The 23,501-nt window shown below is 59.6% G+C and carries 20 protein-coding genes and 3 pseudogenes; 7 read left to right on the forward strand and 16 right to left on the reverse strand.

What is annotated here, in order from left to right:
* Window positions 1–7: 7 nt before the first annotated feature.
* The 6 genes and pseudogenes from phnF to KBY02_RS26465 form a co-directional block, all read right to left on the reverse strand.
* Window positions 8–734 (reverse strand): annotated as a pseudogene (gene phnF / locus KBY02_RS08710) (phosphonate metabolism transcriptional regulator PhnF).
* Between the two features lie 36 nt (window positions 735–770).
* Window positions 771–1,559, reverse strand: a complete 789-nt coding sequence (gene phnE / locus KBY02_RS08715) for a phosphonate ABC transporter, permease protein PhnE (protein WP_011267540.1) — start codon at window positions 1,557–1,559, stop codon at window positions 771–773.
* A gap of 28 nt (window positions 1,560–1,587) precedes the next feature.
* A complete protein-coding gene (gene phnD / locus KBY02_RS08720; RefSeq protein ID WP_024652303.1) occupies window positions 1,588–2,598 on the reverse strand; it encodes a phosphonate ABC transporter substrate-binding protein in 1,011 nt (336 codons plus the stop codon).
* 44 nt (window positions 2,599–2,642) lie between these two features.
* Entirely contained in the window at window positions 2,643–3,476 is an 834-nt protein-coding gene (phnC, locus tag KBY02_RS08725; protein WP_225650182.1) for a phosphonate ABC transporter ATP-binding protein, read from the reverse strand.
* A gap of 227 nt (window positions 3,477–3,703) precedes the next feature.
* Window positions 3,704–4,468: a methyl-accepting chemotaxis protein gene (locus KBY02_RS26460; protein WP_370661143.1), complete on the reverse strand. Its 765-nt coding sequence runs from the start codon at window positions 4,466–4,468 to the stop codon at window positions 3,704–3,706.
* A 93-nt stretch (window positions 4,469–4,561) separates the two neighbouring features.
* Window positions 4,562–5,593: pseudogene (locus KBY02_RS26465) on the reverse strand (cache domain-containing protein); the annotation flags it as partial.
* Between the two features lie 333 nt (window positions 5,594–5,926).
* Here KBY02_RS26465 and KBY02_RS08735 point away from each other — a divergent pair.
* The 3 genes from KBY02_RS08735 to KBY02_RS08745 all read left to right on the forward strand — a co-directional run bounded on the left by KBY02_RS08735 (window position 5,927) and on the right by KBY02_RS08745 (window position 9,360).
* Window positions 5,927–6,754, forward strand: a complete 828-nt coding sequence (locus tag KBY02_RS08735; RefSeq protein ID WP_024638442.1) for an HDOD domain-containing protein — start codon at window positions 5,927–5,929, stop codon at window positions 6,752–6,754.
* 170 nt (window positions 6,755–6,924) lie between these two features.
* Window positions 6,925–8,895 carry a DNA topoisomerase III gene (locus tag KBY02_RS08740; RefSeq protein WP_225650184.1) on the forward strand — a complete coding sequence of 657 codons (1,971 nt, stop codon included), beginning with the start codon at window positions 6,925–6,927 and terminating at the stop codon, window positions 8,893–8,895.
* Between the two features lie 63 nt (window positions 8,896–8,958).
* Complete coding sequence (locus KBY02_RS08745) at window positions 8,959–9,360, forward strand: RidA family protein (protein WP_003403629.1); 402 nt, start codon at window positions 8,959–8,961, stop codon at window positions 9,358–9,360.
* Window positions 9,361–9,367: 7 nt separating this feature from the next.
* Here KBY02_RS08745 and KBY02_RS08750 read toward each other — a convergent pair whose 3' ends face one another.
* The 4 genes and pseudogenes from KBY02_RS08750 to KBY02_RS26475 all read right to left on the reverse strand — a co-directional run.
* Complete coding sequence (locus KBY02_RS08750; protein WP_024638445.1) at window positions 9,368–9,679, reverse strand: DUF6482 family protein; 312 nt, start codon at window positions 9,677–9,679, stop codon at window positions 9,368–9,370.
* A 179-nt stretch (window positions 9,680–9,858) separates the two neighbouring features.
* Window positions 9,859–11,655, reverse strand: coding sequence for a methyl-accepting chemotaxis protein (locus KBY02_RS08755; protein ID WP_011267534.1), 1,797 nt, complete (start codon window positions 11,653–11,655; stop codon window positions 9,859–9,861).
* A 162-nt stretch (window positions 11,656–11,817) separates the two neighbouring features.
* Window positions 11,818–12,681, reverse strand: a complete 864-nt coding sequence (locus KBY02_RS26470; RefSeq protein ID WP_373605097.1) for a methyl-accepting chemotaxis protein — start codon at window positions 12,679–12,681, stop codon at window positions 11,818–11,820.
* Window positions 12,676–13,431 (reverse strand): annotated as a pseudogene (locus KBY02_RS26475) (MCP four helix bundle domain-containing protein); the annotation flags it as partial. The pseudogene KBY02_RS26475 and the gene KBY02_RS26470, both read right to left, overlap by 6 nt.
* 205 nt (window positions 13,432–13,636) lie before the next feature.
* Between KBY02_RS26475 and KBY02_RS08765 the strand changes: the two are divergent.
* Complete coding sequence (locus tag KBY02_RS08765; RefSeq protein ID WP_003407890.1) at window positions 13,637–14,581, forward strand: DNA/RNA non-specific endonuclease; 945 nt, start codon at window positions 13,637–13,639, stop codon at window positions 14,579–14,581.
* Window positions 14,582–14,678: 97 nt separating this feature from the next.
* Here KBY02_RS08765 and KBY02_RS08770 read toward each other — a convergent pair whose 3' ends face one another.
* From KBY02_RS08770 to KBY02_RS08790, 5 genes are all read right to left on the reverse strand, one after another.
* Window positions 14,679–15,599: a substrate-binding domain-containing protein gene (locus KBY02_RS08770; protein ID WP_003407888.1), complete on the reverse strand. Its 921-nt coding sequence runs from the start codon at window positions 15,597–15,599 to the stop codon at window positions 14,679–14,681.
* Between the two features lie 18 nt (window positions 15,600–15,617).
* Window positions 15,618–17,603, reverse strand: a complete 1,986-nt coding sequence (locus tag KBY02_RS08775) for a methyl-accepting chemotaxis protein (RefSeq protein WP_225650186.1) — start codon at window positions 17,601–17,603, stop codon at window positions 15,618–15,620.
* Window positions 17,604–17,808: 205 nt separating this feature from the next.
* The gene (locus KBY02_RS08780; protein WP_024647903.1) at window positions 17,809–18,645 is read right to left on the reverse strand and encodes a DUF1206 domain-containing protein; all 837 of its coding nucleotides are present in this window, start codon (window positions 18,643–18,645) and stop codon (window positions 17,809–17,811) included.
* Between the two features lie 108 nt (window positions 18,646–18,753).
* Window positions 18,754–19,854: an SMP-30/gluconolactonase/LRE family protein gene (locus KBY02_RS08785; protein ID WP_412548785.1), complete on the reverse strand. Its 1,101-nt coding sequence runs from the start codon at window positions 19,852–19,854 to the stop codon at window positions 18,754–18,756.
* 110 nt (window positions 19,855–19,964) lie between these two features.
* Window positions 19,965–20,264: a hypothetical protein gene (locus KBY02_RS08790; RefSeq protein ID WP_024638451.1), complete on the reverse strand. Its 300-nt coding sequence runs from the start codon at window positions 20,262–20,264 to the stop codon at window positions 19,965–19,967.
* 427 nt (window positions 20,265–20,691) lie between these two features.
* Here KBY02_RS08790 and KBY02_RS08795 point away from each other — a divergent pair, with 427 nt between their 5' ends.
* The 3 genes from KBY02_RS08795 (at window position 20,692) to KBY02_RS08805 (ending at window position 22,607) form a co-directional block, all read left to right on the forward strand.
* Complete coding sequence (locus KBY02_RS08795; RefSeq protein ID WP_011267529.1) at window positions 20,692–21,063, forward strand: hypothetical protein; 372 nt, start codon at window positions 20,692–20,694, stop codon at window positions 21,061–21,063.
* A 2-nt stretch (window positions 21,064–21,065) separates the two neighbouring features.
* On the forward strand, window positions 21,066–21,248 hold the full coding sequence (locus KBY02_RS08800; protein ID WP_003315517.1) for a DUF1289 domain-containing protein: 183 nt from the start codon (window positions 21,066–21,068) through the stop codon (window positions 21,246–21,248).
* 105 nt (window positions 21,249–21,353) lie between these two features.
* A complete protein-coding gene (locus KBY02_RS08805; protein WP_024638453.1) occupies window positions 21,354–22,607 on the forward strand; it encodes an MFS transporter in 1,254 nt (417 codons plus the stop codon).
* A 6-nt stretch (window positions 22,608–22,613) separates the two neighbouring features.
* On the opposite strand, the gene KBY02_RS08810 is transcribed toward KBY02_RS08805, so the two are convergent.
* Window positions 22,614–23,363, reverse strand: coding sequence for a carbon-nitrogen hydrolase family protein (locus KBY02_RS08810; RefSeq protein WP_103359182.1), 750 nt, complete (start codon window positions 23,361–23,363; stop codon window positions 22,614–22,616).
* Window positions 23,364–23,501: the final 138 nt, after the last annotated feature.

The raw sequence follows: 23,501 nt of genomic DNA on the forward strand, positions 1-23,501 counted from the left end.
CTCGGTGTCAGGTCGTCTTGAAAGGAGTCGCCACTTGATACTGGAAACGATCGGCGCGGCTGACCGAGCGGGAAAGCTCCACCGGCAGCCCCGCCGCGTCGCAGGAAACCGTCAGTACGGTCAGCGCCGGCATGTGTCTGGGCATCAGCAACCACGCGGCCTCTTCACGGGACGGCAGGCGTGCGCCGATCAGGCTCTGCGCACGGCTCAACGGCAACTCGCGCTCAGCCAGGTACTGGCGCACCGAGCCGCCGCGGTAATCGGCCAGCAAATCGCTGTAACGGGCGCTGTAGCGGTGGAAGATCAGGCTGACCGCCTGGCCGTCCAGTTTGCGCAGTGTCTGCAGTTCGATCAGCGGCGCGTGCTCGTCCACTCCCAGATGCCGGGCATCTTCACGGCTGGCCTGACATTCCTGACGACGCAGCAGGATCGCTTCCACGCCCAGGCCCTGCGCCGACCAGGATTTGCTATAGGCGCTAGGCGCTGTCAGCCTGCATCGGGTAAATCAGCGGACGCTCCAGTACCTGAGTGCCTTTGCCCTGACGTCGCAACACGCTGCCCTCACGCACCAGTTCATCGACCGCGCGGCGAATGGTATGGCGGTTGACGCTGAAGCGCTCGGCCAGCTGGAATTCGGCGGGCAGGAAATCGCCGGGCTGATAGGTGGTCAGCTCTTCACGCAAAATGTTGGCGAGCTCGTGGTACACCGGGCTAACTTGTCTAGACAACTGCATGATTAAAAAAAGTGTTCATTGAACACCCCTCTTCTGTCAGATGAATTGCTTGCGCAGGCGCTGCGACATGATGTCGATGACGCTTACCACAACGATGATCACCAGCAGCACGGCGCTGGTCTGGACGAACGCAAAGGCGCGAATGTTTTCCCAGAGAATAACCCCGATGCCGCCTGCGCCGACCATTCCTACCACGGTTGCCGAGCGCACATTGGATTCGAACCGGTATAGGGCATAGGAGATCCACAGCGGCATGACCTGCGGAATGACTCCGTAGATGACTTCCTGCAAGGCGCTGGCACCGGTGGCCCGCACGCCTTCGACCGGTCCGGGCTCGATGGCTTCGACAGCTTCGGCGAACAGTTTGGCGAGGACCCCGGTGGTGCTGATCCACAGCGCCAGCACCCCGGCGAACGGCCCCAGCCCGACGGCGACCACGAACAGCATCGCGAAGACCATCTCGTTGATCGAACGAAACGCGTCCATGCAGCGCCGCAGCGGCAGATGAATCCACCACGGCGTGATGTTCTCGGCGCACAGAATGCCCAGCGGTATCGAGCAGACAATCGCCAGTGCCGTGCCCCACAGGGCGATCTGGATAGTCACCAGCATTTCCTTGAGGTAACTGCGCCACTCACGGAAGTCCGGCGGAAAGAAATCGGCGGCGAATGTGGCCATGTTCGACGAGTCGCGAACCAGTGCCATCGGGTTCATTTCTGCGCCGTGCCAGGCCCAGGCCAGTGCAGCGAGCAACAGGCCCCAGCCCAGATAACGGGACCTGTTGGGTTTGCCCGCAACCTGGGTATAGGCAACGTGAGTGGTCATGACGAACTCCTGATCGTGAACGGCTGGCTCAACCTGCGGAGCTGCCTGCGGTTTTCTGGTTCAGCTCGGTGATACGCTCCTGCAACTTGCTCAGGCTGGCATCGATCTCCTTGAGACGGGTGGCTTTCTCCTGCTCATCCAGCGTGGTGCTGGCCACCACTTCGGTGCGCTGCTTGAACAGTTCGAGCTGGCGAATGGGCAACAACTGGTCGTCGCTGGACTTGAGGAACTTGCCCATCTGCATGTTCTTCAGGACGGTTTTCTCTTCATCGGTATTGCCGTAACTGGTGAAGAATTCACGAATCCTGGCCTTGTCCTGGTCCGACAGCGCCTTGCTCCAGACAATCGGGTCGGCCGGGATCAGCGGCGATTTCCAGATAACCTTGAGTTGCTCGACCTTGTCGGGCTGGGTCACGGCCAGGCGATCCCAGCTTTCGGTGTTGAAGGTCGCAACGTCCAGCTGCCCCTTGGCAACACTCAGGGCGTTGACTTCATGACTGGAGTTCAAGGTGCGCTTGAAGGCGGTGGACGCATCGACGTGGTTTTTCGCAAACACGTAATAACCTGGCACCAGATAGCCCGAAGTGGAGTTCGGGTCACCGTTGCCGAAGGTCAGGCTCCTGGCGTTCTTGAGCATGTCTTCGACGCTATTGATCGGGCTGTCCTTGCGCACGATCAGCAGGCTCCAGTAGCCCGCGTCACCGTTGGCGGCCGAGGTCTGGGCAAAGATCTCGCCGTTGGAGCGGTCCACCGCTTCCATCGCCGCCTTGTTGCCCAGCCAGGCCACGTCCACCTTGTTGAAGCGCATGCCCTGAATCAGGCCGGCGTAGTCCGAGGCGAAGGTGGCGTTGACCTTAAGACCGGTCTTGCGGCTCATGTCATCGAGAAACGGCTGCCAGATACTTTTCAGGTTTTGCGAAGACTCGGTGGACATGATGCCGAAATTGATGGCTTTTTCTTCTGCGGCCTGGACCGTGCCCAACGCGCAGGCAGTCAGCAAGGCGGCAGAGGCGAGAAGACGACCGATACGCTTGAACATGCAGGCTCTCCGGAAAATGTCAGGTGGTGGATGTCGAAAGGACGTCAGACTTTGGCCAGCGTCAGGCGGGCTTTTTGCCGCACGCGCCAGCTTCGTTCGGTGATCATCAGACTCGCATCCGCGTCAGCACCGTAGAGGTCGTTGAGGAACTGTTTGCTGAGGTCCTGCGCCTGGCCATCAAAATGGATGCGCCCGGACTTGAGGGCCACAGCACGCGGGCAATAGCGCACGGCATAATCGACCTGATGCAAGGTCACCACGACCGTCTTGCCGTCGCGGCGGTTGATGTCGGCGAGAATTTCCATGACACGTCGGGCCGATTCCGGGTCCAGCGAGGCAATCGGTTCGTCGGCGAGGATCACTTCGGCGCGCTGGGTCAAGGCACGGGCAATCGCCACCCGCTGCTGCTGTCCGCCGGACAGGGTCGAAGCCCGTTGCGCAGCAAGGTCTGCCAGCCCGACCCTTTCCAGCGCGGCCATCGCACGCTGTTTTTCCTCGTTATTGAACAGCGCCAGACTGCCGCGCCAGCGCGGCATGCGCCCCAGGCAACCGAGCAGGACGTTGTCCAGCACGCTTAGGCGATTGACCAGATTGAATTGCTGGAAGATATAGCCGATATCGGCGCGCAGACGTCGCACCTGGCTGTTGAGGCGGCCGGAGGACTGAACCTCGCGTCCAAGCACCTGAACCTGACCGCCATTGCTGCGATCGCAGCACGCCAGTCCGGCGAGATGCCGGAGCAGCGTTGACTTGCCCGAACCGGAAGCGCCAATCAGCGCGACCATCTCACCGGGTTGTATAGACAACGCAAGGTCAATGAGCGCGCTTTTGTGGGAAAAGGTCTTGTTCAGGCCCTGTACATGAATGGCTTCGTTCATGAGGCTTCTCGGTCTGTGCACGACCCGGGACAGGTCGCATTCGGTTGTCAACCAAACTGAACCTGTGTTGTTGCAGCCTCATGAAGCTCGAATGACGGGGTCATAACAGTTTGTCGCAGATGTTGTTGCGATGCGCACATGGTCAGCGATGCAGGGCGTCGGGATGCGATTCCAGACGCTCTGTCTGCGCCGCCCGGGTATGAGCAGCGGCGCAGAGAGTGGCCGGATCAGATCCGGAAGCTGCCTACCAGTTGCTGCAGGCGGGCAGCCTGCTCTTCCAGCGAGTTGCAGGCTTCCAGGGTCTGGCGCAGGTTGTCGACACCCAGCTGGTTGAGGGTGTTGATGTGAGTGATGTCGACATTGATCGACTCGACCACCGAGGTCTGTTCCTCGGTTGCCGCCGCGACCGACTGGTTCATGCCGTTGATCTCTTCGATACGGCGGGTCACGCTGCCCAGACGCTCGCCGGCCAGGTTGGCGATGCCGACGCTGTCCTCGCTCTGACGCTGGCTCTCGGTCATGTTGGTCACTGCGTCGCGAGCGCCAACCTGCAGCTCTTCGATCATGGTCTGCACTTGCTGGGCAGAATCCTGAGTGCGATGCGCCAGGTTGCGTACTTCGTCGGCCACTACCGCGAACCCGCGCCCTGCTTCACCGGCACGCGCTGCTTCGATGGCTGCGTTGAGCGCCAGCAGGTTGGTCTGCTGGGAAATGCTGGTGATCACCTCGAGAATCTGCCCGATGTTGGCAGTCTTGCCATTCAGGCTTTCGATGTTCACGCACGACTCGCTGATCTTCCCGGACAGCTCGTTCATCGCCTTGATGGTCTGCTGCACGACGTTCTGGCCGTCGCTGGCCAGGCCGCTCGCATCGCTCGACTGCTGCGAGGTGCGTGCCGCATTCTGGGCGATTTCCTGGGCTGCTGCGCCCAGTTCGTTGATCGCCGCCGCCACGCTTTCGGTACGGTTGGCCTGCTGGTCGGAGTTGCCCATCGAGGCGTTGGAGACCTTGACCACCCGGGTGGCAACCTCGCCCAATTGCGCGGCAGTCGAAGCCACTTCACGGATCGAGGTGTGAATACGCTCGACGAAACGGTTGAACGACTCGGCCAGTTCGCCGAACTCATCCTGCGAGGTGATTGCCAGACGCTTGGTCAGATCGCCCTCGCCGTCAGCGATGTCACGCATCGCCCGACCCATCTGATGCAAGGGTTGCATCAACACGCGAATCAACAGGCCCAGCAGCAGGATGATCACCACCACCACTACCACCATGGCGGTGATGGCCGAGGCACGGAACTCGGCCAACATGGCATAGGCGGAATCCTGCTCGAGGACCAGTGCCACGTACCAGTTGGCCGTCGAAACACCTTGAACAGGCGTGAAGGAAATGATCTCCGGCTTTTTACCGGAGTCGATTTCAGTCACGCCGGTAGTAATTTTCGGAGTATTGGTCGGGTAGGCTTCACTGATGTTCTTGAGCACCAGTTTGCTGTCCGGATGCACCAGAATCTTGCCGTCGGCACTGACCAGAAATGCATAGCCATGGCCATCGAAGTTCAGCGAGTTGATGATCTTGGTGACGTTGTCCAGAGCGATATCAGCACCGGCCACGCCCACGAACTGATTCTGAAACTTGACCGGGGTGGCCATGGTCATGACCAGCTTGCCGGAGGATGCCGCGATGTAGGGTTCGGTCACAATGGTGCCCGGCGCATTCTGTGCCGCCTTGTACCAGCCACGCGCACGCGGATCGTAGTCAGCCGGGCGATTGGCCGACGGCACCGAGAACATTACGCCTTCGGTGCTGCCAAAGTAGCTCAGTTGAAAGCTTTCGCTGTAGGCAGGCAGGCCGATGGCGCGCTGCAACTGGGGCAGTTCCTTGCCATCCGCGGCGATTTGCTGCGACATCGACTGCAGCAATTGCATGCGGCTTTCCAGCCAGGTCTGAATGTTTTGTGTGGTGAGCGTACCCAGTTGTTGCAACTCGGACTTGACGCTGGATTTGAGCGACTGACGTTGTCGATAGTCATTGACGACAATGAACACACTGAACGCCACGACCACAATCAATGCGGCGGCGAGAAGGATCTTTTTGCTGAAACCCAGACTTTTCATAGCGGTTACTTCCACGGCAAAAAACCAATAAGGACGATCTCTGGATCGCCAATCAAACTTCACAACAGTGCCGTCTATTTCACGTTACAACCCACAGGCCGTTCAGCAACCGGAGCCGATACGCCTGCCGCGGCGTCAATCACCAGACAGGTGCGAGTATCGAAACCTTACAGAGACGCTTGTATCGCCATATCGGCGCGATCCACGAGTCCTTGATTATTTTTTTCATCGTGTGTCGAGACATCCCTCCCACAATTGACACTCAAGCGTGCAGAACAGGAAAAACTGGCTATGGTTGAAATCATCCCCCGCCCTGCACAGGATGGCCTCGCCATGCCAAGTATCGAGCAACTTTTTGACGGTTTGCACAGCCTCCCGAGTATTCCCAAAGTGGCTCAGGACTTGATGCTGCAATTTGACAATCCCTCTTCGAACCTGGAAAGCATCGCCCGCAACATCGAGAAGGACCCGGTGATTGCCGCCAAGGTACTGCGCCTGGCCAACTCGGCACGCTTTCGCGGCTCGAGGGAATCCTCAAGTATCGAAGACGCGGCCATGCGCCTGGGTTTCAATACGCTGCGTACGCTGGTCATGGCCTCGGCGGTGACCGGTGCATTCAAGGCCGGGCCGAGTTTTGATCTCAAGGGGTTCTGGCTAAAAAGCTTTCAGGTGGCAGGAATCTGCCGGATGCTGGCGAAACAGACCGGCGTCGACCCTGAAATCGCCTTTACCTGCGGGGTCATGCATAACATCGGTGAGTTACTGATCCAGACTGGCGCACCCGATGTTGCCGAGCGTCTGAACAACGCCGCCAAAGCCGGAACGCCAGGGCGTGCGGCCAGCGAAACCCTGCAACTGGGTTTCAGCTACCCGGAGGTCGGTGCAGAACTGGCCAGTCGCTGGCATCTGCCCAAGGTCATTCAACAGGCTATCGCCTATCAGGCAACGCCGATGAAAGCACCGGCTGACGCATCGCTGCCGAGGATCGTCGCCCAGGCCATCACCATTTCGGATGCCCTGGAAGCTCACGGCGGCGCGACACCTCAGGCGCAGCAGGCGTCAGGCGGGCCGCTGATGGAAGGCATCGATCTGGACGCGCTGTTTGCCGGGCTGCCGGCGGTGCTGGAAGCCGACAAGGCATTTTCCGAATTGTTGAGCTGAGCCACCGGCAACTCTAGAGGCTGAACCGCGCAAGCGGGCATGGCGTCAGGCGGTCGATTGCAGCGGCCGCACAGCGCGTTTATCTGTATATCCATACAGATAAAACTTGCCCGCTGCGCATTCAACGTTCATCCTTGCAGCCCTTGCACCGGTAATCGACGACGGTAGTCATGCGGCTGTTTCTCTGCGAAAAACCCTCCCAGGCCAAAGATATTGCGGCTGCGCTCGGCGCAACCCGGCGTGGCGACGGCTGCTGGGTGGGTGCCAATGCGACGGTAACCTGGTGCATCGGCCACCTGCTGGAAACCGCCCCGCCCGATGCCTACGATGCACGTTACAAACGCTGGGTGCTGGAAGACCTGCCCATCGTGCCGGAAAAATGGAAGATGCTGGTCAAGCCCAGAACCGCCAGCCAGTTCAAGGCAGTCAAGCGGCTGCTGGGTGAAGCGACGGAGCTGGTGATTGCCACCGACGCCGACCGTGAGGGCGAAATGATCGCCCGCGAACTGATCGAGCACTGTCGCTATCGCGGGCCGATTCAGCGTTTGTGGCTGTCGGCACTGGATGACGCCTCGATCCGCAAGGCACTGGCGGCGCTCAAGCCCGGTGCCGATACGTTCAGCCTGTATCACTCGGCACTGGGCCGATCACGCGCCGACTGGCTGATCGGCATGAACATGAGCCGCCTGTTCACCCTGCTGGGTCGGCAATCCGGTTATCAGGGCGTCCTTCCGGTCGGCCGGGTACAAACCCCGACCCTGCGACTGGTGGTGGACCGTGATCGCAGTATCGCCAACTTTGTCCCGGCGCCCTATTGGGCTATCGACGTCAGGCTGCTGCATGACAATCAGGCGTTCATTGCCCAGTGGCGCGCACCCTCGGATGCCTGCGACGATCAGGACCGCTGCCTGAATCAGGCGCTGGCGCAACAGGCTGCGCAAGCGATGCGCGGCGCTGCCAGCGCACGGCTGGTCAAGCTGCGCACCGAGCGCATTCGCGAAGCGGCGCCCTTGCCGTTCGGCCTGGGCACCCTGCAGGAAATCTGCTCGAAAAAGCTCGGCCTCGGCGCGCAGGAAACCCTGGACATCGCCCAGTCCCTGTATGAAACCCACAAGGTCATCACCTACCCGCGCAGCGATTGCGGATACCTGCCGAACAGTCAGCACGCTGAAGCCGCAGGCATCATCGCGGCGCTGTGCAAGGCCGACCCTGCGCTGGCAAACCTGTCGCCGCACCTCGACCCACAACGTCGGTCACGGGCCTGGAATGACAGCAAAGTGACGGCCCACCACGGCATCATTCCCACCGCAGCTGTACGCGGCGTAGAACGTCTGAGCGGCAAACCGCGAGCGGTGTACACCCTGATCAGGGCGCGTTATCTGGCCCAGTTTCTGCCCAACCATGAATACGACCGCACCCAAGCTGACTTCGACTGTGCAGGCCACGCGCTGCGTGCGGTGGGCAAGCAGATTGTCGAGCCGGGCTGGAAGCGTGCAATGCCCGAAGCGCTGGCCCCGGCCAAGGGTCGCGAAGCGCCTGCCCCGCAGCCGTTGCCGGCATTGTTTCAGGGCTGCGAGTGTGCAGTCGCCGAGGTCATCCTCAAGGACCTCTGGACCCAGCCGCCCAAGCCGTTCACCGAGGGAGACCTGATCAAGGCGATGAAGAACGTCGCCAAACTGGTGGAAGACCCGCTGCTCAAACAGAAGCTCAAGGACACCACCGGCATCGGCACCGAAGCCACCCGCGCCGGGATCATTCAAGGCCTGCTGGATCGTGGCTACCTGACCAAGCAGGGCAAGTCGCTGTGCGCAGCTCCGGCAGCCTTCAGCCTGATCGACGCCGTGCCCCGTGCCATCGCCGATCCGGGCACCACCGCCATCTGGGAACAGGCGCTGGACATGGTCCAGAGCGGCGAAATGAGCCTTGAAGAGTTCGTCGCCAAACAGGCGGCGTGGATGAGCAAACAGATCAGCCGTTGCGTCGGCATGGGTATGAGCATCAGCGGACCGGCCAGCCCGGCGGGCGTTAAACCGCCCTGGAAGAAAAAACGCAAGACCACAACGCGCGTCGCCAAGACCGCCACAACGGACACTGCGGCGAAAAAGCCGCGGCGTGCTGCCAGACCGGCCGCCAAGGCGTAGGCCGCAACAGCGATAGCCAGACCAGCCATTGCACATTCAAGCGTTACGAACAGGTGTTACAACATGTCAGACCGAGAGCTCATCATCCCGCCCACCATGCAGTCGATCATGGACCGTGCAGGCTATGCGCCTGCGGTCAGGGTTGGCGATACCCTGTACTGCGCGGGCCAGGTGGGACGTACACGGGATATGGAGGTCATTCTCAACCCCGAGGCGCAATTCATCGCCTGCTGGGAGAATCTGCGCACGGTACTCGCCGAGGGCGGCTGCACCTTTGAGGATATCGTCGACATGACCACTTATCACGTCGCCATGAGCGAACACATGGCGGTGTTTCGCGAGGTGAAAAACCGCATCTTCCCGCGTGGCCAGTGCGCCTGGACCTGCATCGGCGTGGCTGAGCTGGCACATCCAGGGCTGCTTCTGGAGATCAAGTGCATTGCGGTCAGGCGCAACAACGCCTGATCGGCAGTTACAGGCTGGAGCGCAAGGGTATCTCGTGCCGCGAAGCCTGTGCCCGAACGTCATCCAGACCGACCATCTCGTCATGCGCCACGGCCTGGGTCATGAACAGCTTCACGTCAGACACCGAAGACAGCACCTTGCGCGCTTCTTCCACCGAGGCAACGTGCAGGGTTTTTCCACTCGAATCCTCCACCGGCACGGACTTGCCGTCGATCTTCGCGTGGAGCACGTAGGAACCGCCTTCCATGGAGATCAGATCGAGTTCACGAACCGTTTGATCCTTTACATGCTTGGTCAGGTCTTGAATGTTCAAAGTCACACCTCCGGTGGCGTTCTGGAAATCAGCGCCGCTTGAAAATGGAGCTTTTATTGGCACAAACGTTCAGTCGTTTCGGATCAGGCCAGCCTGCATGCGTTCTGCCATGGGTACATGAAACGGGTTAGGCGATGTTACTGTGGGTCGGCATCGAGCGTCGGGCGCGCACGTCGCGCCCCCGCTTATTTCCCCAGCAGCAGCGCGGCATCGAAGCCCATCCGCAAGTTGCCCCAGTGGCGCCCTTCAAAGAAGAACGGCACATCGATTTCGGTCATGATCTCGCCGGTATCGCGCAAGTAAGTCTGCAACAGAAAACGCTGCTTGTTGCCTGCAGCACGCAGGCCGATCGGGTCGGAGAACATGCGTTTGTTGCGGCACACCGGCAGGTCGACTTCGCGATTGCCGGTAGGTTTTTGCGATACCCAGCTGTTATTGACCGGGCAATAGCCTTTGCTGTCGACGATGAAGGTAACCTTGCCGCCGCGTGTGCCCTTGGTCAGCTTGTCGCATTCTTCCTGGCAGATTTGCGCAAAACGCTCGGTGTAACCGGTCGTGTATTGTTTGGGGTCTGTGCCCGGAATCAGCTTGTAACTCTGATCGAACAGATTGACACCCTGCTTGTGCAGCTCGGCCAGGCGGACTTGCAGAATGTCACGGCACTGACTGGCGCGAGTAATCGCCGCATCCAGTTCGCCATGCCCAAGCACAAATCGCCCCAGCAACGCCTGCACCTGCTCGGCCACACTGGACAGATCCCGGGTGGCCGTCGCGGAGTGCTGCATGCGCTGGTCGATGGCCTGGCTATCGGAATAAATCCGCGTTACCCGTTCATTGATCCCCGTGTTTGTAGAGGCAAACTGCTGAATGTGCGCCGCGATGTCGGCGAGCTTGTCGTTGGTCGACTCGAAATCGCCGATCATGCTTTCGAAATGGCCGGACGCACGCTCCACCACCAGCTGGGTTTCGCGGGCGCTTTGGCTGATCTGAATGGTCTGTTCGTGTGTGGAGCTGACTTCCTGAAGCATGGCGTCGATGTTGCGCGAGATGTCGTCAGTGGCTTTACTGACGTTTTGCGCCAGCGTGCGTACTTCGTCGGCCACCACCGCGAAACCTCGACCACTCTCCCCCGCCCGCGCCGCTTCGATGGCCGCATTGAGCGCCAACAGGTTGGTTTGCGAAGAAATCTGCTGAATAAGCCCGACAATCGACTTGATGCTTGATGAACGCTCATTCAAGCCGGAGACCAGCCCACCGAACTCATTCAGGCTGCTGGATATCTGGCTGATGTTTCCGGTCACTTCCAGCAATTCGGCGTAAGAGTCGCGCGCCATGCTCAGGTTCTGCGCGGTGGTGCTGGAAATGCCCTGAGTCTGCTGCGAGACATCCTCGATGCTGCCCACTGCCATGTTGCTCTGGTCCATCACTTCTCTGGCGAAGCGGGCCTGATCGGTCGCGCTGTCGCTGGAATCACTGATGTTCTTCAGCGAACGCGCCGACTCGACGGCAATCTGTACCGTCAGCCCCTGAATGCTGCTGATGATCTCACGCTGTTTGGCCAGAAAGAGATTGCAGGTACTGGCCAGCCCGCGAATTTCATCGTGAGTGAGCAACGGCAGATCCCTCGACAGATCACCTTCACCGCTGGCGACCTCTTCGAGCGCGCGGGTCATGGACATCACCGGGCGCACGATCAGGTGGCGGAAATACCAGACCATGAAGCTGACCATGACCAGCGTGAACAGCGTGCTCAGCAAAATCGCATTGCTCAGCAGATCCAGCTGACTCTGGATCACGCCCAGCGCGGCCGGGTCCGTTTGTGTGCCGCGCAATTGCAGCATGATGTCGGAACGAATATTCAGCGCCACCCAATACAGCAAGGCGCTGACCAGGACCAGCAGGAAAAGGCTTGATAGCTTCTTGGTCAGCGTGTTGAAAAACTGCTTTTCAACTGACTCGTACAAAGCCTTTAACGTCTGCATTTTGCTGCTCCTGGGTACAAGGGTGATTCCGGTGCGATGGTTAACGTCTGTCGCTACCAAAGCTTTAATGCGTTCGCCTTCAGCGCAGGCGAAAAAACTTCAGCCACGCAGTTCACGGCGCTTTTCGCGCCGCAGAGTACTGCAGACCCGGGCAATTTGATATCACAGCTGAAAGCGATCGACCGATTGTGAAAGCTGCCCGGCCATTACCGACAGCTCGTCGGTGGTACTGGCGGTCTGGCCGATGACCCGGCTATTGCCCTCGGACATGCTGGCAATCATTTCTACCTGATGGGCGATTTCATTACTGGCCAGACTTTGCTCGCCAATGGTACGGGTGATGTCGTTGACCAACTGCGTGGTGCTCAACGTAGCATCCAGGATGTCGCTGATCGCACGTTCCACTTCGGCGGTGACCGCCATGCCCTTGTCGACCTGAGCGACACCGGCTTCCATGCTGGTAACCGCTTCGCGGGTGCTCTGCTGAATGCGCGCAACCATGGCGGTGATTTCCTGGGTAGACGCACTGGTGCGTCCGGCCAGGCTGCGCACCTCGTCGGCCACCACGGCAAAACCACGGCCCTGCTCGCCGGCACGGGCAGCCTCGATGGCCGCGTTGAGCGCCAGCAGGTTGGTCTGGTCGGCAATCCCCTTGATGACCTGAATAATATTGAAGATGCCTTCCGAGTCCTTGTCCAGCGTGCGGATCACCTGAGCCGACTGCTGTGCCGAACGGGCAATGCTGTCCATGTCACTGACCACCTGATGAATCACCCGACCGCCGTTCTTGGCCAGGGATTCGGCCTGACTGGCCATTTCCAGTGCCTGCCCGGCATGCCGGGTGATTTCTTCGATACTTGCGGTCATCTCGCTGGTCGCCGCCGACATGGTGCCGGCTGCCGAACTCTGTTGCCGGCTGCTGTCGGCCACCTCATGGCAACCACTGCTGAGCTGACGGCTCATGCCGCTGACGTCATTGGCATTGCTGCGCACCACTTCGATCATGCTGCGCAGGTCACGCTGCATGATCGCCAGGCTGCGAATCAGCATGCTGGCTTCGTCACGGCCACGGGACTCGGCAATGGGTTCGCTGAGGTTGCCATGAGCAATGCTGTCGGCAATACGACTGGCGGACGCAAGCGGGATCATGATGCTGCGCGTCACCCAATACCCCTGGACCAGCAGCAGCAAAATACTGATCGAAAGCACGACCGCCAAGGTGAGATTGGCACTGCGGGTGGTCTGACGGGTGCGTTCGCCGCTGGCTTTGGAGTTGTCCTCGATCAGGTCACTCAAGGTCGACATCTGCCCCTCCAGTTGCGTGAAGGCGCTGGAGAACGTACCCAGATCTTGCTGCGCACGGTCCGGGCTGTCGATGGCCAGCCCGACAATCCGCTCGCCTGCGCTGATATAAGCGTCGAGGCTTGGCTTTATCCTGCTCAGCTCCGCCTTGATGGCATCGGTGAGCGGCAGTTGCAGGTTATCGCTCACGACCTTGCGAAACAGTGCGGCATGCTCTTTCAGGGATGTCTGCACTTCGTCACGCGTGCTGTTGCTCCTGCCCAGACCAAACAGCATCGCCGACAGCACATCGGCACGCAGCGCGTCATGCATCATGTCGGCTTCCAGGTGATTGCCCAGCGCAGCCATGCTGACTTCACTGTCGAGCATCGCCGCCTCCATGCGCGTGTTACCCAGGTAGTTGACCAGGCTGATGATCATGACGGTCAGTACACTGGTGCCTATCAGCAAGAACAGACGTAGCTTTATCGACATCCTGTAGCCCTCCGGTCAATGAAATAACGCGAGCTGCGGATTGCTCTTATCAACAGCTTATCGACGCACGTTGCCAGATACTTAAGCCTATTTAACGGAATTTGCCGAATCGGCAGTCGATCATGTCGAACGTCCGGCCTGACGCCACTCTGTAACGCGTCTATGGTGAACTAAACACATTCAGTCCCCCACAGGAGCAAGCACTGTGCCTGACAAGAAGTTCGCCATCGATCTCGCCTACCGTCCCCGCCTTGCCGACCTCAAACCGCTGACGTCGACGACCCCATTGCTCGAACCACAGGCGCTTGCCGCAGGACGCACCACACCAGCAAGCGACTTGAAAAAACGCACCGGCTATGCAGAGAACTTCCTCGGCGATTTTATCGTGCCCTGGCCGACTGCCGACGAGGAGCTTGCGCCTGACGTCTATCCTTTGAAGAACGCCGGCGATCGCCTCGATTACACGCACTTTTCCATCACCATGTCGCGCAGTCGGCGTCTGGCGCTGTATGTCGGCGTCAACATTGACGGTGCCAACAGTGTAGAGGTCAAGCGCAGCAAGGATTCCTGGGCATTTGACGGCCGTCTGCCCGCCGAGGCGCAGATTGGCGAGAGCGTGTATGCCGACAACCTGCTGGATCGCGGCCATCTGGTTCGGCGTCAGGACCCTAACTGGGGCAAGGAAGCCGAAGTTGCCAACAGCGACACCTTCCACTTCACCAACTGCTCGCCGCAGATGGGCGCGTTCAACCAGAAGACCTGGCTGGAACTCGAGGACTACATTCTCGACAACACACGACGCTGGAAATCACGGGTAACGGTGTTCACCGGCCCGGTGCTGCGCGACGACGACCGCAGCTACCGCAACGTCAAAATCCCTTCTGCATTCTGGAAGGTCGTGGCGTTTCTCGGTGATGACGGCAAGCCTTCGGCCAGCGCCTACATGATCGACCAGACCCGCGAGCTGGGTAAGCTGGACATCATGTTCGGCCCACTCAAAACCTGGCAACGCAGCGTCGCGCAGATCGAACAACTCACCGGCATTCGCTTTGGCGACCTGTCCAGCTACGACGGCTTCTCCAACGAAGAACGCCTGACCGGCACACGCATCGAAGCCCAGATCCGCGGACCGCAGGATATTCGAGTCTGACTTGCCGGTAAGCGCGCCCTGCTCCATGTTCGACCCCGAGTGTGCAGCAAGGACACAAACGTGTGACGCCCAGCGCCACACGTTTGTAACCTGAGCACTACTCGAACTGCTGACGATTTTCCGGAGTAATGAGCTTGAACGGCACCCAGATGACCGGGGACGCCAGGGTTTCGCCGCGCGCCATGCGCATCGCGGCATCCACTGCGCCGTTAGCCTGCCCGAGCGCATCCTGGAACACGCTCACCGCCATCTTGCCTTCGGCCATCAGCTTCAAACCGTCCGGGGTGCCGTCGATCCCGCCCACCAGGTAATCACCCGCCTTTTTACCGGTTTTTTCCAGCCCCATGATTGCCCCAATGGCCATTTCGTCGTTGTTGGCGGCGATGATGGAGAAGTCAACGCCCTGTTTGACCCATTCAATCACGATGGTCGCAGCCTGACTGCGCTCCCAGTTGCCGATTTTCTTCTGCACAACCTTCATGTCCGGGTACTTGGCGACCACCTTCTCCACGTCCTCGGTGCGCATGACCGATGATTTGTTGCTCGGGTCGCCGACCAGAATCACCACATTGCCCTTGTAATTGGCACGGCGAGCCAGCTCTTCCATCTGCAATGTGCCGGATTCCAGTTCGTCGGAGCCGACGAACGCCGTCAGTGCAGGCCACGTGGCAGGCTCAGGATTGCGATTGACGAATACCAGCGGAACCTTGGCCTCGTTGGCCAGACGCATCATTTCCGGTGCACTTTTGCCACTCACCATCGCGACAACGATGGCATCGACTTTCGAGTTCACCAGATTGCGAAACTGCCGCATCTGCAGCTCCACGTCGTCCTGGCCGTTTTCCATGAAAATGTCGGCGTCCAGCAGGGCTACCTGTTTTTCCACGCCGTGGCGCAGGATGGTCTGGAAGTTGTCGTTATATTTGGCCATGCCTACACCGATCAGCGGCGTGGCCGCCTGCGCCAGGCCAGCGAACAGCAGGCTCGCACTCAGGGAAATCGATAACCACTGTTTCATGTTCTGACTCCCGGGGCGTTAAACGCTGAAATGATGGAGCAGCTCGCGCTGATCCCTGGCCATTTTCGACAGGTCCTGACTGCTGATTGCCGATTGCTCGGCACCGTCGGCGGCCTGCTGGGCGGAATCGTTGATGTGCGTGACCATGCGACTGGTCTCCTGCACGGTCGCGCTTTGCTGTTCGGTGGCCGCAGCGATCTGAATGTTCATGTCGCGAATCACATCCACCGCCTCGCCCATTTCCACCAGCAATTGATCAGCGCCGGAGGCCAGTGTCACGCAATGGTCGGACTGGATCTGGCTTTCGTTCATCACCTCTACCGCCGAATGGATCTTGCTCTGCATCTGCCCGATCATTTCCTGGATCTCGCTGGTGGAGGTCTGAGTGCGACTGGCCAGCGAGCGCACCTCATCGGCCACCACCGCAAAGCCCCTGCCCTGCTCACCAGCCCGCGCCGCTTCGATGGCTGCGTTGAGCGCCAGCAGGTTGGTCTGTTCGGCAATGGTGCGAATGGCGTCGACGATGCCGTCGATGTTCTGCCCGTATTTCTGCAACTCGTCGGTCACCGCAGACGCCTTGTTGACCTGCTCAGCCTGCTGGCGAATGTTGACGATGGTTTCAGCCACGCGCTTTTGCACTTTCCCGGTCAACTCACTGGTGCTGTCCACCGCGCCACGGGTGTCCTGAGCCCGACGGGCGACTTCCTCGACCGTGCTTTCCATTTCATTCATGGCTGACGCGGCAGAGTTGAGACGATCCTTCTGCTCGTCGACCACGCGGGTAGTCTGCTCACTGATCTGCGCGTTCTGGCTGGCGGTCAGCGCCAGGGCATCGGCCGACCCGATCAGCTGACGAAACGTCTGTTGCAACGACTGGGTGAATTCATTGAGATAACCCCCCAACTCACCAAACTCATCGCGGCGGCTGACGTCGAAACGTACCCGCATGTCGCCACTGGTGAGCGTCTTCAAAACCTCGCGGAACGCCGCCAGAGGGCGACGCAGGCTGAAGGCGACCCATGTGCCGATGATCGCTGCCGCCATGACGGCCAGCAGACAGGCGATCAGCAACAGGCTGAGGCTGGTGGCGATGGTCGAATCAGCCCCGGCCTTGGCCTCGTTGGCCACCGCCAGTGACTGATTGCCGAACTCGCCAATCTTGCCCAGCGTTGCTTGAAGACGGGTTTCCGCTGCCTGGCGCTGTTTGTCGACCTGCTCGGCGAGTGCCGCTTCCTGCCTGTAGGCCTGATAAACGCCGTCGCTGCCGGTCAGGTCGTTCAGCAAGCGGTTGACCATCACGCTGGCAATCCGGCCAGCGCGCGGGTCGACTGCGATGAGCTCCCGTGTGCGGCTGCTGATCACCTCATCCTGCAGGTTGAGCACGCGCTGCAAGGTCTGAATATTCGGTGTGGCGGCATGGGCAGCCAGACCTTCGTAGGATTTGCCGACGTCCAGTAACAGCTTTTCCCCCGCCGCCACCGTCTCGGCGGAGCCGGCGTTGCGCTCGCGGGCAATATAGTCACGAAGATAACCGGTCAGTTGCGCGCCCTGACTGCTGCTGTAGCCCTGCAACACTCGGCTCTGAAGTGCCTGCAGAACGTGCTGTCGATGGCTGGCAATCAGCGTCTGCGCCTGCTCGGCATAAGCCGCACTCAGTTGGCGTTGCTGGTTCAGGTTGTCGCGCAGTTCGGCACGATCGCCAATGTAGGCAGGCGTGCTGTCCAGCAACTGATTGAACCGGGTCATGCTGTCGTTGAACGGCTGCTTGCCATCATCGATCTGTTTGGGATCAGTGCTGACCAGAATCCCGAGCAGTGCCTGGTTGGCGCGCAGCACATGCACGTAAAGCTCGCTCGCCGCCCTGCTCAAGGGTGCGGACTGCCCTGTGATGACGCTGATCCGATCGCTTATGGAATGGGTGCTTTGATAGCTGATACCTGCCATGGCGAGCAGCAGTAACACCAGCACAGCAAACCCACCGATCACTCGCTGAAGAATGGTCATGGCTATCCTCTTTTATTTTTATTGCGCTGAATCTGATCCGGGCCCGCGTGGAGAACGTCAGTCCGGAAAATGATCGCAGCGCTAAAGAGAATGTCGGCCACACCAAGGACGACTTGAGACGTAGATCACATTATTTTTACTGGCAGGCGCCACTAAGGGACTGCCTGACCTGAGACGTCACGCAGTCCTCTACCAGAATACGGGATCAGCGGAAATGGCGCGCTACAGCCTCCGGCGCGTCAGGCACGTCCATATTGATCCTGCGCCAGGCCGCCTGGGCGAAGCTGTACACCGAAAACGCAATCAGCCCAAGTGCCACGATCAGCAATACCAGGCCGCCTGCGGGCAGATCCTGCAAACCGTTGAGCGCATCTTTCATGCCCGGCGGGTGCATGGCCTGATAACTGGAACCGCTCACTGCCAGTAGCACGGCAATTTCGATGAACGCCACGCCGCGGGCGATCAGGCCGAAGCGCGATACCGGACGCACGTACTTCATCACGTCTTCATCGGCCTCGAAATACTTCTCGAAGGACGCCTTGTAGCCCTTGATGATGTGCACAATGCCCAACCCCAGGGGCACCAGGGCGACCACGTAGACCAGCAGATTGGAGTGATCCCAGGACAGAATGGCTGCCAGCAGGTCCTTGGCCTGACCACCACCCGATGAGCCTCCGGAGCTCTTCAGCCCACTGACCAGCAGCCCCAAGGCAAAGAACGCCAGTGCGCCGTAAGTAAAGCCGCCCACCAACAGACCGCCGCGAATCACCAGCCCTTTGAATTCGCGGCCATGATGGTCAACGTCCCGGGTAGCCTGCAAGACACGCCATGCCGCAAACGCCAGCAGACCGACGATCACCACCCCGACCAGAACGCCGCCGAAGGGCTGGCTCAATAGCGCTTCAAGACTGCTGTGGCTGTCGGCCGGCTGCGAGGAGCCCTGCGCCGCCAGTACCGCGAACAGACCAATAATCAGATAAACAACCCCACGGGCGGCATAACCGCCTCGCGCAAGTAGAACAAGGCCGCGTTGCGCCGACATAAATAACTATCCCTGAAAGTAATTACAGGAACAGACCGGGCATAGTCCGAGGGGTTCGACCCGATTGACGACGCGTCGTGTCATACGCCGTCATCGGGTCACGCGCTGTCAGGCAAACGTGGCACCGCGCGCGTTCACGAACACCGAATAAAGCGAATGGCTGCTGGCCATGAACAGCCGATTGCCCTCTCGCCCGCCGAAGCAGACGTTGGCGCAGCGCTCGGGCAGGCTGATATGGCCGATGGCCTTGCCTTGAGGATTGAACACTCGTACACCGTCGAGTTTCTCCATATCCGCCTTGGGATCACCGTTACCGCCCCAGCCGCACCACAGATTGCCGCTCTCGTCGCACTTGATGCCGTCGATCGCCGCGTAGTCCAGGCCTTCGATGAGCTTGCGCCGCTCGCCCAGCGTGCCGTCTTCGTTGACCGCTATCGCCCAGATGAGGCCGTGGGGTTTGGCGCGCCCCTCGACCACATACAAGGTTTTTTCATCCGGCGAAAAACATAAGCCATTCGGACCGGCAAGATCATCGATCACCCTGGAGACTTTGCCGTTCGCGGGGTCTATGCGATAGACGCCAAAGGGTTGCTCCTGCTTGACCTTTTGACCTTCGTAGTTGCTTTCGGCCTGGAAAGTGGGATCGGTGAACCAGATAGACCCATCACGTTTGCAGACGATGTCATTGGGCGAATTGAAAGGTTTGTCCTCGAATCTGTCGGCCAGCACGGTGATGCGCCCGTTGTACTCGGTACGCGTCACGCGCCGCCCCTCGGTGGTCGTGCTGGAGCCCTCACAAACCAGCAGCCGGCCCTGACGGTCGCGACACATGCCATTGGAAAAGTTCGAGTGCTCGCGGTACACCGACAGCTCACCCGTCACCTCGTCCCAGCGCATGATGCGATTGTTGGCGATATCGCTGACCAGCAGGTAGCGACCGTCACCGATCCACACCGGCCCTTCGGCCCAGCGCATGCCGCTGGCCAGTTTCTCGACGCTGGCATTGAATATTCGTATGTGGGTAAAGCTGTCGTCCAGCACACTGACCAAAGGGTCGGGATAACGCTGGGTCAGCGGCTGAGCGCTGGAAAGACGCGGCAATGCGCCAATGGCGGCAACGGTTGCAGAAACGGCCAGCGACTGCTTGAGAAACCCCCTGCGGCTTTGATCGGGTGTGCTGCCTGATGATGAGAATTCCATGATGAGCATCCATTATCTTTATTGTCGGAAAGGCGCGCGTCTTGCGGCCGCACGTCATCCTACAAGATACCGCTGGGCGGCTTGAATAATGGCCGCGTGCAATCAGACAGCACTGCGTATTATCTGCCGGCTCTCTTATTTGCTGCTGACTGCCGTTTTGCTCTGAACGTATGAAGCCTTTTAGCTGCAACGCCCACAAGAAACGCCGATGGAACCAGCATGACGAATACCGTCAAGGCAAGAAGCATGAACTCTCCATCCTCGCCACCGATTATGCCCAGGGTATTTGTAGCTGAAGCATACAGATCGAGGCCTGTTTCAGTTTGAAGTAGCGAGGCCAGCAGGTCCAAAGCGACAAGCCATTTGGTAAGCAGTACAGAAAGCGCCAGAATCAGCACACTGTGAAGGATGAGTTTCATTTCACATCAAAATCGGAAAGCTCAATACAGTTTTTGAACACTTCATCAAACGATTCGCCCGGAATACCTTCGATGTACCTATAGGTATCAAATGCCATGTCACGCTCCTTGTCCATACATTAAAAACAGCTCAACCGCCTGGCTTTTTAATCCTGTAACGCTCTTTAGCCCAGCTGAAACTACATTGATTTACTGAATACCAGACTACCTGAACGGCGATCATACACTCCATCATCCCGGTCAGAAGATCATGAGGGACTCATCGCAAATTTGTGTTTAACAATAAACATTCATTTGTTTGTGGCGCGTCACGTGGCGGGTACCGACGCCAGGCACCATTCCCCGTTGTATGTGGTTGATCAGTACTGCGAGCAATACTGGCATCAGGTATCGTTACCATCTTTCCCTCTACACTCCAAGGTCCACCATGCCCTCCAGCAAACGCGAACAGGCCCAGACAGATCGGCGTCTGGTGAGCGCATTGACGCACGCCTGCGAGACCGCCAAGGCCGAGATGCCCGGTTTCTGCTGGCTGACTCATGAAGTCGATTACGCAGCATTCCCGGCCAGCCTGCAGGTGGTGTGGGTGTTTGATACGCTGGCCGACAAGAACGCTGCGCTGCAGCGCGGGTTGGACGAGCGCATGATCGGTCTCACGGTAGAGGCACTTGACGATGCCCAGGTCAGCCTGTCGAATGCAGCGGCGCATGTGCATGTCGACTGCGAAGAGCAGTGCCTGCGCGAGAACGCGGGCAACTGGCAGCAGCGCATCAAACGCAAATACGCCAGCCGAGGTTGAGCATGGCCAAGGACATCGAAAACCCGTGCATTTCCGTGTGCCAGCTCAGCGGCGATCTGTGCGTGAGCTGCGGGCGTACCAAAGACGATATCCGCAAGTGGAAGCGCATGAAACGGCCCGAAAAAATGGCTGCCGTGCAACGCGCGACCCAGCGACTGAAAAGCCTGCAGAAAAAGAGCATTTGAAGCCTAAATTTCATCTTGGGTGCGGAAACTTCTTTAAAACGGCCCGGGTCAGTATTACCCGTGACTCGGTTGCCTGGGGTCGGACGAATTACAGGAATCTCACTCTTGGTCAGTCATGCAGATCGCCGCAACACCCTTTCACTGGATAGCCTGAATTTCTTCCTTGCCGATGTCCGCGATGGCCTGGGCCCGTATCTGGCGATCTATCTGCTGGCGGTGCACAAATGGGACCCGGCCAGCATCGGCGTGGTGATGACCATTGCCGGCATTGCCGGGCTGCTGACCCAGACACCTGCCGGGGCGCTGATCGACCGTACGCCCTACAAGCGCGCCATGATCGGTGTGGCGGCCTTGCTGGTGACGCTGAGTTGCCTGATTCTGCCCTTCACCTCGTCTTTTTCCGTTGTCGCCCTGACCCAGGCGTTGAGCAGCATTGCGGCCTCGGTATTTGCACCGGCCATCGCGGCCATTTCCCTGGGCATCACCGGGCCCAAAGCGTTTACCCGCCGTACCGGGCGCAACGAAACGTTCAACCACGCCGGTAATGCCTGCGCAGCCCTGCTGGCTGGCGGCTTCGCCTACCTCTTCGGACCTATTGCGGTGTTCTACCTGATGGCCGCCATGGCGCTGGCGAGTATTGTCGCGGTCAGCTTCGTTTCCGCAGACGCCATCGATCACGACGTGGCGCGGGGTTTCGATGCCAGCCACGACGTCAGTGGTCATCAACCGTCAGGCCTTTCTGCGCTGTTGAGCAATAAACCGCTGCTGATGTTCGGTATCTGCTGCGCGCTGTTCCATTTGGCCAATGCGGCGATGCTGCCGCTGGTGAGTCAGAAGCTGTCGCAAATCAATATGCAGATGGCCACACCGCTGACCTCGGCGTGCATCGTCGCGGCCCAACTGGTGATGGTGCCGGCCGCGCTGCTGGTCGGCATGAAAGCGGATGTCTGGGGGCGCAAGCCACTGTTGCTGGCCGGCTTTCTGTTCTTGCCGATTCGCGGTGTGCTCTACACCCTCTCCGATGATCCCTATTGGCTGGTGGCGGTGCAGATGCTTGACGGCATCGGCGCGGGCCTGTTCGGTGCCTTGTTCCCCTTGATGGTCAAGGACCTCACTCAAGGCAGCGGGCGTTTCAACGTGAGTCTGGGTGCGCTGTCCACGCTATTCGGGCTGGGTGCAGCGCTGAGCAACAGCCTGGCGGGCTTTGTTGTGCATGCAGCAGGTTACAGCGCGGCATTTCTGACCCTCGCCGGCGTGGCAGCGGTCGCGTTCTGCCTGTTGTGGCTGGCCGTGCCGGAGACCCTTTCGCGCTCGCATAATGAGCCCGAGCTCAAAGCGGACAATGCCGTGGGCGCGTGACCACCCTTAGTCCACCGTAACCGCCCTCACCCGCCAGCCCTCGCGCTGGCGGGTTGCGATTACCAGACCACCTCCTTCACCTTGCATCCCGCCAACCCAGCGCCCTGCCTCGTCCCACAGACCACTGCGCCCCGCCGACTGCCAGCCGCCGGTCGGCCCGCCATGATTGGCTATCAACACCGGCAGCGAGTGACGGCGGGCATGCCCCGAAAGCAGTCCGGCATCGTATTCATAGCCTCCCGGCGAGATCAGCACACTGGCTGCGTACACCCAGGCTGCGCCTTGCGCCATGCGCTGCGCGTGTTCGGCGTGGGCGAAGTCGGCACACACGCACAGACCGATTCGCTGCTGATCAACTGGCAGATAGCAGTCCTCGTTGCCGGCGCTGAACACGACGTCTTCGCCGGGATGCAGATATTGCTTGGCGTAGGCGATGACATCGCCCCGAGCGGTGAAGGTCAGTGCGCCAATCAGCACGCTGTCGTCCGGCCCCCTGAGCGGCACGCCAAGGGTGGTCGTCAGTCGCAATTTTTTAGCCAGTGCCACGAGCGGCGCCAGACGCGCATCGTCTGGAAGCAAAGCCAACTCGCGAGCCAGATCCGGCTCGTAGCCTGTGAGTGACAACTCGGGAAACAGCAGATAACGGGCGCCCAGTTCAGCTGCCCGCTGCATGAACGCCAGATGCCCGGAGAGATTGCTTTCGATATCTCCCCGTGCAGAACAGAATTGAGCAGCGGCGAGTATTGGAAACGTCATGGGCTCTCCAGATAAACGGGGTTGGCAGACGCGAGCTTAGCCTGCATCACAGCCGGTTCACACATAGTTACATTTTTACCAACGACCCATGTTGTACGACGTCTTATCTTGTCTGGCAGTGACTGACATCTCATTACA

The organism is Pseudomonas sp. P129 (assembly GCF_020312195.1).
Classification (GTDB): Bacteria; Pseudomonadota; Gammaproteobacteria; order Pseudomonadales; family Pseudomonadaceae; genus Aquipseudomonas; species Aquipseudomonas fragariae.

Coding starts and splice junctions, on each gene's coding strand:
- phnC (WP_225650182.1), bottom strand. CDS start 3,476: ATGAACGAAGCCATTCATGTACAGGGCCTGAACAAGACCTTTTCCCAC.
- KBY02_RS08780 (WP_024647903.1), bottom strand. CDS start 18,645: ATGTCGGCGCAACGCGGCCTTGTTCTACTTGCGCGAGGCGGTTATGCC.
- KBY02_RS08785 (WP_412548785.1), bottom strand. CDS start 19,854: ATGCTCATCATGGAATTCTCATCATCAGGCAGCACACCCGATCAAAGC.
- phnD (WP_024652303.1), bottom strand. CDS start 2,598: ATGTTCAAGCGTATCGGTCGTCTTCTCGCCTCTGCCGCCTTGCTGACT.
- KBY02_RS08745 (WP_003403629.1), top strand. CDS start 8,959: ATGTCAGACCGAGAGCTCATCATCCCGCCCACCATGCAGTCGATCATG.
- KBY02_RS08810 (WP_103359182.1), bottom strand. CDS start 23,363: ATGACGTTTCCAATACTCGCCGCTGCTCAATTCTGTTCTGCACGGGGA.
- KBY02_RS08770 (WP_003407888.1), bottom strand. CDS start 15,599: ATGAAACAGTGGTTATCGATTTCCCTGAGTGCGAGCCTGCTGTTCGCT.
- KBY02_RS26470 (WP_373605097.1), bottom strand. CDS start 12,681: ATGCAGCGTGACCTGCGCAGCATGATCGAAGTGGTGCGCAGCAATGCC.
- KBY02_RS08775 (WP_225650186.1), bottom strand. CDS start 17,603: ATGACCATTCTTCAGCGAGTGATCGGTGGGTTTGCTGTGCTGGTGTTA.
- KBY02_RS08790 (WP_024638451.1), bottom strand. CDS start 20,264: ATGAAACTCATCCTTCACAGTGTGCTGATTCTGGCGCTTTCTGTACTG.
- KBY02_RS08800 (WP_003315517.1), top strand. CDS start 21,066: ATGGCCAAGGACATCGAAAACCCGTGCATTTCCGTGTGCCAGCTCAGC.
- KBY02_RS08735 (WP_024638442.1), top strand. CDS start 5,927: ATGCCAAGTATCGAGCAACTTTTTGACGGTTTGCACAGCCTCCCGAGT.
- KBY02_RS08740 (WP_225650184.1), top strand. CDS start 6,925: ATGCGGCTGTTTCTCTGCGAAAAACCCTCCCAGGCCAAAGATATTGCG.
- phnE (WP_011267540.1), bottom strand. CDS start 1,559: ATGACCACTCACGTTGCCTATACCCAGGTTGCGGGCAAACCCAACAGG.
- KBY02_RS08755 (WP_011267534.1), bottom strand. CDS start 11,655: ATGCAGACGTTAAAGGCTTTGTACGAGTCAGTTGAAAAGCAGTTTTTC.
- KBY02_RS26460 (WP_370661143.1), bottom strand. CDS start 4,468: ATGGGCAACTCCGACCAGCAGGCCAACCGTACCGAAAGCGTGGCGGCG.
- KBY02_RS08795 (WP_011267529.1), top strand. CDS start 20,692: ATGCCCTCCAGCAAACGCGAACAGGCCCAGACAGATCGGCGTCTGGTG.